Below are 10,345 nucleotides of genomic sequence, written 5' to 3' on the forward strand. Positions count from 1 at the left end.
CTGTTAGATGCTCAATTATTGGGTCTGACGCACCCTACAAGAGATGAAATTTATAGAATCATCAGTTGTTGATCGCCATCTGTAAGTTCCGTTACCTTTTTCTCCAACAGATGAATCTAGAATTGTGATCAAGTATCTACCACCAATGTTAAAAATAAACTTCAGGAAAAACCGCTTTTACTGCCAAATTGTTTTCAGTAATAGTTTGTCTGGATGAATATACATTTTTTGGGTGCGCGTAAAAAGATGTAACACCTTAAATTTATATCAGGTTGCTTTTTTGCTTTTCTACTTTTCTACTTCCATCACCAAAAATTAAATCAAATTAATAGGCAAAATACCATGTCAAGGGTGACTGAGAAGCCAAAGTCAACAGAACAGCCACTTGAGCAGCCTAAAGTTTGGTTGAGCATTGCTTTAGCCTTACCAGTAGCGATCGCTGCCGGTTTACTAGCTACAACCAAAATAGAGCAGCTAAAACAACTTACTTCTGAACTATCCCCAGCACCAGCAACCAATACCATTACAGCCGTAGGACGTTTAGAACCACGGGGAGAAGTGATCAAACTATCTGCCCCGACGGGTTTATCAGGTAGTACAAGAGTCCAACAACTGTTGGTGCGAGAAGGACAACGAGTTCAGGAAGGTCAAGTTATCGCCATTTTAGATAGCCGTGACACCAGCATGGCCGCAGTAGAAGAAGCAAGAGCCAAACTGCTGGAATCCCGTGCCAATTTAGCCCAGGTGCGAGCAGGTACACCAAGGGATATTCAAGCCCAAAGAGCCATTATTGCCCGTCTAGAAGCTCAGTTAGCTGGAGAACGAAATGCTCAACAAGCAACAATTGCCAGAATTGCTGCCGAATTAAGTGGTACAAAAATCGTTCAACAAGCGACAATCAATCGTTTAGAAGCCGAACTTAGTGGACAAAGAGAAAGTCTAAGAGCCATAGTTGCCAGAGTAGGAGCAGAACAACGCAATGCTCAAGTTGATGCGGGACGCTATGAATTTTTGTATCGACAGGGTGCTATTTCTCAACAAGAACGAGATAGAAGACGACTGAGTGCGGTGACAGCTAATCAACAGCTGCGAGAAAGCCAAGCAGGTTTAAAACAAGCGCTGGCAACCTTAAAACAGCAAATAGCAGAAGCTAGAGCTAACCAAATTCAAACTGTAGCTACCTTGCAGCAGCAACTAATTGAAGCCACAGCCAATCGTGATAAAACCATTGCTACTTTGCAACGGCAAATTGACGAAGAAAGGGCTAGATTTAGTCGATTAATAGATGTTAGTCCTACCAGTGTACAAATAGCCCAAGCTCAAGTTACGAATGCGATCGCCTTTGTCCGAAAAGCTCAAGCTGAACTTCAGCAAAGCTATGTCAAAGCCCCAAATCCTGGTGAAATATTAAAAATTCATACCAAATCTGGTGAAGTCATGAATACAAATGGCATCGCCGAAATTGGGCAAACAGATCAAATGTTTGTGATTGCGGAAGTTCCTGAAGATAGCATAGCCAAAATTTCGATTGGTCAAGCCGTTACGATTAACAGTGATAACGGAGCATTTACCGAAAAATTAAAGGGAACAGTCTCTCAAATTGGTAGAAAAATTGGCAAAAAAGATGTGCTGAATACAGACCCAGCAGCAGATATTGATGCCAGAGTCGTAGAAGTAAAAATTGCCCTTTCTCCAGAAGATAGTCAAAAAGTTTCTGGTTTAACTAATGCTAAAGTTATCGTCGAAATTGATGCCCAGGAGAAATTAAAACCAAAAAATTAAAACAGTCAATACGGTTCAGTTAACTATCCAACTCCTTGTAAAAATCATAGGACTGATCCATTCTTCCTTTCCCTCCGGGACGCTTACGCGGTAAGCGGAGCTATGCCGTAGGCTTTACGCGTCCTTTGCGTCTATCCTTACGGGACGCTACGCGAATGCAGTTCATTTAATCCATACTCTTTGACATGAATCAAAAAATACCTCTGTCCTGGCTGCAACTGACAAGAGAAAAAACTCGCCTAGCTGTGGCTTTGTCAGGGATTGCTTTTGCTGATATCTTGATGTTTATGCAATTGGGTTTCCGGGATGCACTCTATTACAGTAACGTCAGAATGCACGGCAGTTTAGAGGGTGATATTGTTTTAATTAACAGTCAATCTAACGCTGTATTGGCAATGAGAACTTTTTCTCAAAGACGCTTATATAAAGCTTTAGATTTACCCGCAGTAAAATCAGTGCATCCTATATATTTAGATTACACCACCTGGAAAAATCCCGTTACAGGTCGCCCCCGCAGCATCTTAATTTTTGGCATTAATCCAGAGGTGAATGTTTTTAATTTACCTGGAGTTGGAGAAAACCTAGAAAAACTAAAATTACCAGATGTGGTTTTATTTGACCGTTCATCTAGACCTGAGTATGGTCCGATCGCTGATAATTTTAATCAAGGTAAAACCGTAACTGCCGAAGTTAGAAGAAGACGTACAAAAGTCGCTGGATTATTTACGTTAGGTGCATCTTTTGGCGCAGATGGCAACTTAATTACCAGCGATGTTAATTTTTTGCGAATATTTAGTAACCGTCAAAGGGGATTAATTGATATTGGCTTAATTAAACTGAAACCAGGAACAGATACCAATAAAATTGCTCAAGAGTTACGGAATTATTTACCCAAGGATGTTAATGTTTTAACAAAACAAGAATTTATTGATTTTGAAAGAAATTATTGGGCAAATAGTACCGCAATTGGTTTTATTTTCACCTTGGGGACAATTATGGGTTTCATTGTTGGAACTGTAATTGTTTATCAAATTCTGTATACAGAAGTAGCAGATCATTTATCTGAATATGCTACGCTCAAAGCCATAGGCTATACACAAAATTACCTGTTGGTGGTGATTTTGCAAGAGGCTTTTATGTTAGCTGTTTTAGGATATATACCTGGCATAATTTCTGCTTTAGCTTTATATGAATTAGCTAAAAATGCTACCCTTTTACCTGTTTTTATGAACTTGTCTCGCGCTATTATGGTATTGACATTAACTATTTTAATGTGTTTTATTTCTGGTGCGATCGCTATGCGTAAATTACGTTCTGCTGACCCGGCTGATATTTTCTAATCTATTCCACCCCGATAATTTTATGACCATGAAAGAACCTGTAATTGCTATTAAAAGTCTCAATCACTACTATGGTAGAGGCTCTTTGAGAAAACAGATTTTATTTGATATTAATCTAGAGATTTATGCCGGAGAAATTGTGATTATGACCGGACCATCAGGTTCAGGTAAAACCACATTATTAAGCCTAATTGGTGGGTTAAGGTCTGCACAAGAAGGAAGCCTTAAATTTTTAGGTGCAGAATTATTTGGGGCTGATCAAACCAAATTAGTCCAAATTCGCCGGAAAATTGGCTATATTTTTCAGGCTCACAACTTGCTAGGCTTTCTCACAGCTAGACAAAATGTGCAAATGGCCGTGGAATTAAATCAAGAAGTTTCTCAATTTCAAGCGATCGCTAAATCAGAAGCTATGCTAGGAGCAGTTGGTTTACAAGAACGCATGAACTACTATCCAGATAATTTATCTGGGGGACAAAAACAAAGAATAGCGATCGCTCGCGCTTTAGTCAATCAACCCCCGCTGGTACTAGCAGATGAACCAACCGCAGCCCTAGATAAACAGTCAGGACGTGATGTTGTCGAAATCATGCAACGTTTGGCCAAAGACCAAGGAACAGCTATTTTGTTAGTAACCCATGATAACCGGATCTTAGACATCGCCGATCGCATCGTCGAAATGGAAGACGGACTTTTAACTCGTGATGCTCAAAATGTGATCATCACCCAAAATTAGTAACGAAATTGGGACGCTGCGGGGATAGTTGGTTTGCGATTGGTACGGAAAGTTACATTCACGCCTTGATTTAATTGTTCCATCACCAATAGAGGAGTCGGTTTAGCCTTTTGATCCCAGTGCATATTCACAATTCTACCTTGAATAGTCGGTTGCCAATTATCCTCATCATCCATCGGACTCAGATAGGTTTCTATACATTCAATAATTTGGCTAATCGTCACAGAAGTTGTTTGTGTAGGTAACTTCATCAACCGAATTTGAATCCTGAACAGCACCCGCTTCACAATATTCGGTTCTACACCAGTTTCATACTCAACATCAAAAATTTCATCTACCTGCTTACCTGCATTACTCGCAATACCCACCTGTCCTTGTTGAGATTGAGACGGACGTAGTGCTTGAGAAATTCGATCTTTCACCCTGACTTTAACTTGATTGACAATGGCAAAATGGAACACTTCTTCCGACATCCGCAATCGGAGATATTCCAGGTTAAAATCCCGTGAGTGAACCAAATCGGGATTAGTTTCCATTTTACGAATAGTTTCCAGCGCCAACTTCACCTTTTTGTCTAATTCTCGTGTGCGGAATTTTTCAAACCTGATTTTCTTCTCTAGGCGATTCATTAAAATTTTACTATAGACAGTCACACCAATCAAAGCTAAAACTAACCCCCCACTAGCAATCAGCCCTAAGTCTGGTAAAGCAAAGTCATTAACTACAACTTCCTGTGTTGTTCTTTTGGTCTTTGAGCCTGAAGATTGAGCCAGAAATACTTGATTAAACATAATTCACTATCTACAACAATTGACTCCTGTTATTTAGAATGCCCAAATATCTCATATCGTCTCACAATAGTATGATTTTTTTTGATATTTTGGGAATTTTGTATACAAAAGTACAAGCATTGTAAATAATTTAGCATAGTTAGTTTGTACTTATCAAATGATTTATGCCTAATCATTAAATAATAATTCGGATATAATTGGTTTTATTTATAACATTTATTTATATTAATAAAATTAAATTGGCTATTAAAAGTAGTAATTTTTAGCGTAAAATAGCTTTATTATAGTAAAAAGTAGAGATTTAGCTGTTAAATCAAAACTCAAAATACTGTGTAATATTAAAATAAAAAATTAGGGATTTTATGTAAGCGATCGCTATCTTGTATATAAGTAATTGATAAGTTAACGAAATACCATTTTTATAATTTCTTTGTTATTTTGTATTTAACGGGACAGTTATTCAACATACGGTGAGTTTAAATAGCATTAGTTGAACCATTTTCCCTTCCCTTACTGAATTTGTACCTGGCCGACTTCTCAGGAAAAGCCCAGCGCAGATCGCAGATATAGCCTTACAGCCAGTAAAATTGGCAAAAACTTCATCAATTCCCCGAAATCGGGATTTACAACCATGATTAAAACAGATAATCAGCCCATAATTCTCTCTGGTTTTGTTAGCCATAACGGAGAAAATCAACAAGCGCGAAACAAAATTGACCTCCTTTCACCAATTCGTCAATGGTTGGATACCATCGAGATTCAAAATCGTAAACTAGCTAAATTTATTGCCAAATTCATACCTGCTCAATGTCCCTTTGAACGTGATATCCTGTTATTCGGTCGGAAAATCGCCCATATTCCACCGATGTGTAAACTAAATCCACTGTATGACGAATTTGTAGGCTTGCGCTTTCGGGCATTATGTTATTTAGTAGATCAGTGTGGAGAAGATATCCAATCTTACTGCTGAACCCCAATAGACAAAACACCGCATGGAAATTAAAATCGAGCATCAACCAAGTCAAGAACGCCTGAATCAGTTAGGTGTGAGTAAATGGGAAATTTGGCAAAAAACAGTTTCCAAATTTTCTTGGATTTATGATTCTCAAGAAATTTGTTACTTTTTAGAAGGTGAGGTAATTGTAACTCCTGATGGCGGACAACCAGTGAAAATGGGTAAAGGAGATTTAGTAACTTTTCCGGCTGGGATGTCGTGTATGTGGGAAATCAACACCACCGTAAAAAAACATTATTGCTTCGATTAGTCAAAACTCAGAATTTATCGTTTTAGTAGCCGATATTCTTGATCATCCAGACAACAACTATCTCATCATTCACTCTTAATTTGTGTTTTATGGAGATTCGCAACTGTAACCCATCCTTAAAACTTTGTTGCGACTCCATCCTTTAAAGCTTTTTCCTAAAATTAAATAACCAACATCAACTATAATACAATGCTATTACATTTAAGCACTTGGCAAGAAGTCGAAACCTATTTACAAACATCCCAGGGAATTATTTTCCCCATTGGTTCAACAGAACAACACGGACCCACAGGGTTAATTGGTACTGATGCCATTTGTGCAGAAGTCATATCCCGTGGTGTAGGTGAAGCAACTCAAGCAATGGTCGCACCGACAATTAACGTGGGCATGGCATTACATCATACCGCTTTTCCAGGTACAATCAGTTTACGTCCCAGTACCTTGATTCAGGTAGTGCGAGATTATGTCACCTGTTTAGCTAAAGTAGGTTTTACCAAATTCTACTTTATTAACGGACATGGTGGAAATATTGCTACCCTCAAAGCTGCCTTTTCAGAAACCTACACACACTTAGAAGATTTACAAATTCCTAATTCCCAAAAAGTTCAGTGTCAAGTTGCTAATTGGTTTATGTGCAGTTCAGTTTACCAGTTGGCTAAAGAATTATACGGTGATGAAGAAGGTTCTCACGCTACACCCAGCGAAGTAGCTGTCACCCAATACGTTTATCCAGAAGCAATTAAGCAAGCACCCTTATCTCCAGAAGTTCCAAGAGGACATAAAATTTATGGTGCGGCTGATTTTCGTCACCGTTACCCAGATGGCCGCATGGGTTCAAATCCGGCCTTAGCTACCCCAGAACACGGTAAACGGTTTTATGATTTAGCCGTTGAGGAATTAAGTAAGGGATATTTGGACTTTGTGAAACCTGAATAAGTAGCCACTGTCTTAATTATCGAGCGATCGCTATTATATCGCTATCATTAAGACTTTATTAACAGTAAAGCAAAAAGTTTTTCCCAAAGAGCGATTTTTACGGAGTGCTGCCCCTATTGCTACTCAGCTTTTTGTGCATCCTAAGTAAATTCTAAGTTATTCATTATTATACTAAATTTTTAATTTCTATTCCTAAAATTTACATTATGATTATGCCACAAGTTACGGATTATTAAGACGATCGCACCCCAACATCCCAACAGCGAACTGACAAAAACCCGGAGGGCATCCAAGAAACAGCGCTTGCGCTATCGCAGTCCCAAACTCCCAAAACAGCGATCGCTGATCTATAGTGTATAGTTAAAGTAACAACATCAGCTAAAATTACTCATCGTCAAAAATATGTTGCAAGCAATAGAAGGAATTTACAAAGATGGTAAAGTAGAACTTAAAGAATTACCATCTGATATTTCAGAAAGTCTGGTTATTGTCACTTTTTTAAAGTGGGAAAAAAATCACCCAAAAAATAAAATAATGAAGTTTGGTATGTTTTCTGGTAATAACCAGTCAACAGAAGCAGATTTTGAAATTGCTGAATTTCATGGGGATAGTGAGGACAGTTTAGACTGGTCATAATAAATTATGAAATATGTCCTAGATACTCATGCTTTAATCTGGTTTCTTGAAGGTAATTTAAAGTTAGGTGCAAATGCTAAAGCCATCATTTCTGATCCTAATTCACAGTTAGTTATTCCTGCGACTACTCTAGCTGAGGCTGTTTGGATTGTAGAAAGAGGTAGAACATCTATTCCTGCTCCTAAAGATGTAATTTTAGCAGTAGAGGCTGATCCTCGTGTGGTAATTTATCCCCTTGATCAAGATGTTATTGAAATGACTATGAGCTTATCTGCTATTAATGAAATGCACGATAGACAAATTGCGGCAACTGCGTTAGTTTTAGCAAGTAAAGGTGAAATTGTACGGTTATTGACGTGCGATCAAAATATAACTGCTTCGGCTTTGGTTGCTATTGTTTGGTAGTTTGTAAATGAAGTCTATTTTAGCGATCGCACTCCCCACATCCCCGAACAGCGATATCTTCCCTTGACAAAATATTTTCATACAATTAACATGAAATTATCAAATAATTTATTGAAATTATGATATTTAGCCTAAGCGATATTCACCCATTATCAGAATTTCAGCGTGGAGCAAAGATGTTTCTGGATAAGTTAAAAGAAACTCAATCTCCCATTGTGCTGACTGTGAATGGTAAAGCTGCTGCTGTGGTTCAGGATGCTGAAAGTTATCAAAAACTGATTGATAGACTGGAAGTACTGGAATCTGTTGCTAAGATCCGTCAAAGTATAAATGAGTTTGAACAAGGTGAGGGTATGCCCTTAAATCAAGCATTTGCAGAATTTAAGGAAAAGTATGGCATACCGGATTGAGATTTCACCTAGTGCTATTGCTGATATTGAGAGTATTTTCCTGTGGATAAAAGAGGATTCACAGGAAATAGCTTTTCGTTGGGTGCGGGGATGTTATGAAATTATGTTGACGTTGGAAAATTTTCCCCAACGTTGTTCTTTAGCTATCGAAAGTAAGTATATGGGAATTGAAGTTAGACAACTTCTTTACCAAAAGCAATTTTTGATTTTATTTACAGTTCAAAATCTTGGGGAAGAGGAAGGACTTGTGTATATTCATCGTGTTCGTCATGGTTCTCAGCAGAGATTAGAAAATATACAGGATTTATTGGGAGATGAATTATAAAATTTGAGACTCAATAGCGATCGCACTCCCAACATCCCAAACAGCGATCGCATTCCACACAACCCCAAAAAGCGATCGCATTCCACACAACCCCAAAAAGCGATCGCATCCCCACATCTCCAAAAGCGATCGCTCTCTCAACATCCCCAAAAGCGATCGCATCCCCTACACCCTCAAAACAGCGAACTGACAAGTCAGCGCTTGCGCTATCGCACCCCCACATCACCAAAAGCGATCGCACTCCCAACATCCCAAAAAGCGATCGCACCCCACATTCCCAAAAGCGATCGCACCCCACATCCTCAAAACAGTGAACTGACAAGTCAGCGCTTGCGCTATCGCACCCCCACATCACCAAAAGCGATCGCACTCCCAACATCCTCAACAAGCGATCGCATTCCCCACACTCCCAAACAGCGATCGCACTCCCCAAACCTCAAAACAGCGAACTGACAAGTCAGCGCTTCGCTATCGCACTCCCACACCCCAAAAGCGATTCCTACGGAGCGCTTCGCTATCGCACTCTACACATCCCAAAATAGCGTATAGTAAAATTAGGCTTAAAACTATAAATAAGCAAAAAATGTATGTCTAATTATCAAGAATTGTTAGAGCAAGCTAAAAATTTGACTCCTGAAGAACAGCTTAAATTAGTGGAAAATTTATCTATCTTAATTCGTCAACAATGGAAAATGACATCAAAACCAAAGCGTAGTATTTTAGAATTGCGTGGTTTAGGTAAGGAGATTTGGGGAAATATTGACGCTCAGGAATACGTCAATCAGGAGCGTGATTCATGGAATGGCTAAATAAATTACAGGGTAAAATAGTAGGTTTAGATACTGCACCGCTAATTTATTTTATAGAAGAAAATCCTCATTATTTGCAAATTACAGATGCGTTTTTTACAGCTATGTATAGGGGAGAGTTTAGCGTTGTAACATCTGTTTTAACTATATCAGAAGTTCTAGTCTATCCTTTACGGCAAAGAAACACAACATTAGCTCAACAATATCGTGATATTCTCTTCAATTCTCAAGGTTTAACGACTGTTGAAGTTTTACCAAATATTGCTGAAAATGCAGCTAAACTAAGAGCAGATTACAATTTAAGAACACCGGATGCTATTCAAATGGCCACTGCTATTTATGGTGGTGCGTCTTTTTTATTAACCAATGATATTCGTTTACCTTCTTTACCAGGGTTAACAGTGTTGGTTTTAAATCAGTTGATGAGTTAGGTATTTTTAAATATAGCAATTCCTATGTCGCGCTTCGCTATCGCATCCCCACATCCCCAAAAAGCGAACTGACAAGTCAGCGCTTGCGCTATCGCTCTCCCACCAAATCCCCAAACGCGATCGCACTCCCCAAACCTCAAAACAGCGATCGCATCCCCACATCCCCAACAAGCGATCGCACTCCCAACATCCCAAAAGCGATCGCACTCCCAACATCCCAAAAGCGATCGCACTCCCAATCCCAAAACAGTGATCGCACCCCCACATCTCAAAAGCGATCGCACTCCCACATCCCCAAAAAGCGATCGCATCCCCACATTCCCAAAAGCGATCGCACTCCCACATCCCAAAAGCGATCGCATTCCCAAACCCCAAACAGCGATCGCACCCCCACATCCTAAAATAGCGATCGCACTCCCACATCCCGAAAGCGTCGCACCTCCACACGCTCAACAAGCGATCACAATCTCTATTTAGGG

15 protein-coding genes are annotated in these 10,345 nt (G+C 39.3%); 13 read left to right on the top strand and 2 right to left on the bottom strand.

Annotated elements, in window-relative coordinates:
* Nucleotides 1-342 precede the first annotated feature (342 nt).
* The 3 genes from VB711_RS16375 (at nt 343) to VB711_RS16385 (ending at nt 3,858) form a co-directional block, all read left to right on the top strand.
* Nucleotides 343-1,782, top strand: a complete 1,440-nt coding sequence (locus tag VB711_RS16375) for an HlyD family efflux transporter periplasmic adaptor subunit (protein WP_323287224.1) — start codon at nt 343-345, stop codon at nt 1,780-1,782.
* Between the two features lie 185 nt (nt 1,783-1,967).
* Nucleotides 1,968-3,122, top strand: coding sequence for an ABC transporter permease DevC (gene devC, locus VB711_RS16380; protein ID WP_323287225.1), 1,155 nt, complete (start codon nt 1,968-1,970; stop codon nt 3,120-3,122).
* Nucleotides 3,123-3,144: 22 nt separating this feature from the next.
* The gene (locus VB711_RS16385; protein ID WP_323287226.1) at nt 3,145-3,858 is read left to right on the top strand and encodes a DevA family ABC transporter ATP-binding protein; all 714 of its coding nucleotides are present in this window, start codon (nt 3,145-3,147) and stop codon (nt 3,856-3,858) included.
* Here the strand turns inward: VB711_RS16385 and VB711_RS16390 are convergent.
* A complete protein-coding gene (locus VB711_RS16390; protein WP_323287228.1) occupies nt 3,855-4,649 on the bottom strand; it encodes a hypothetical protein in 795 nt (264 codons plus the stop codon). The two genes, VB711_RS16385 and VB711_RS16390, sit on opposite strands and share 4 nt — an antisense overlap.
* A gap of 631 nt (nt 4,650-5,280) precedes the next feature.
* On the opposite strand from VB711_RS16390, the gene VB711_RS16395 reads away from it, so the two are divergent.
* The 10 genes from VB711_RS16395 to VB711_RS16440 all read left to right on the top strand — a co-directional run bounded on the left by VB711_RS16395 (nt 5,281) and on the right by VB711_RS16440 (nt 9,866).
* Nucleotides 5,281-5,619: a Mo-dependent nitrogenase C-terminal domain-containing protein gene (locus VB711_RS16395; protein WP_323287230.1), complete on the top strand. Its 339-nt coding sequence runs from the start codon at nt 5,281-5,283 to the stop codon at nt 5,617-5,619.
* A gap of 22 nt (nt 5,620-5,641) precedes the next feature.
* Complete coding sequence (locus VB711_RS16400) at nt 5,642-5,914, top strand: cupin domain-containing protein (protein ID WP_323287233.1); 273 nt, start codon at nt 5,642-5,644, stop codon at nt 5,912-5,914.
* 189 nt (nt 5,915-6,103) lie between these two features.
* Nucleotides 6,104-6,850: a creatininase family protein gene (locus tag VB711_RS16405; protein ID WP_323287234.1), complete on the top strand. Its 747-nt coding sequence runs from the start codon at nt 6,104-6,106 to the stop codon at nt 6,848-6,850.
* A 402-nt stretch (nt 6,851-7,252) separates the two neighbouring features.
* A complete protein-coding gene (locus tag VB711_RS16410) occupies nt 7,253-7,486 on the top strand; it encodes a hypothetical protein (protein WP_104388670.1) in 234 nt (77 codons plus the stop codon).
* A 6-nt stretch (nt 7,487-7,492) separates the two neighbouring features.
* Nucleotides 7,493-7,891, top strand: a complete 399-nt coding sequence (locus VB711_RS16415; RefSeq protein ID WP_323287235.1) for a type II toxin-antitoxin system VapC family toxin — start codon at nt 7,493-7,495, stop codon at nt 7,889-7,891.
* Between the two features lie 119 nt (nt 7,892-8,010).
* Nucleotides 8,011-8,301 (top strand): type II toxin-antitoxin system Phd/YefM family antitoxin, encoded by a 291-nt coding sequence (locus VB711_RS16420; RefSeq protein ID WP_323287237.1) that lies wholly within the window; start codon nt 8,011-8,013, stop codon nt 8,299-8,301.
* Nucleotides 8,285-8,626, top strand: a complete 342-nt coding sequence (locus tag VB711_RS16425) for a type II toxin-antitoxin system RelE/ParE family toxin (RefSeq protein ID WP_323287239.1) — start codon at nt 8,285-8,287, stop codon at nt 8,624-8,626. The genes VB711_RS16420 and VB711_RS16425 overlap by 17 nt, the downstream gene beginning before the upstream one ends.
* 3 nt (nt 8,627-8,629) lie before the next feature.
* Nucleotides 8,630-9,079, top strand: a complete 450-nt coding sequence (locus VB711_RS16430; protein ID WP_323287242.1) for a hypothetical protein — start codon at nt 8,630-8,632, stop codon at nt 9,077-9,079.
* Nucleotides 9,080-9,213: 134 nt separating this feature from the next.
* Nucleotides 9,214-9,435 (top strand): hypothetical protein, encoded by a 222-nt coding sequence (locus tag VB711_RS16435; RefSeq protein WP_323287243.1) that lies wholly within the window; start codon nt 9,214-9,216, stop codon nt 9,433-9,435.
* Nucleotides 9,423-9,866 carry a PIN domain-containing protein gene (locus VB711_RS16440; protein ID WP_323287244.1) on the top strand — a complete coding sequence of 148 codons (444 nt, stop codon included), beginning with the start codon at nt 9,423-9,425 and terminating at the stop codon, nt 9,864-9,866. The genes VB711_RS16435 and VB711_RS16440 overlap by 13 nt, the downstream gene beginning before the upstream one ends.
* Before the next feature lie 6 nt (nt 9,867-9,872).
* Here the strand turns inward: VB711_RS16440 and VB711_RS16445 are convergent.
* The coding region (locus VB711_RS16445) for a hypothetical protein (protein WP_323287245.1) at nt 9,873-10,345 on the bottom strand (473 nt) is incomplete at its 5' end.

Origin of the sequence: Cronbergia sp. UHCC 0137 (assembly GCF_034932285.1) — a bacterium.
Taxonomy (GTDB): domain Bacteria; phylum Cyanobacteriota; class Cyanobacteriia; order Cyanobacteriales; family Nostocaceae; genus Cronbergia.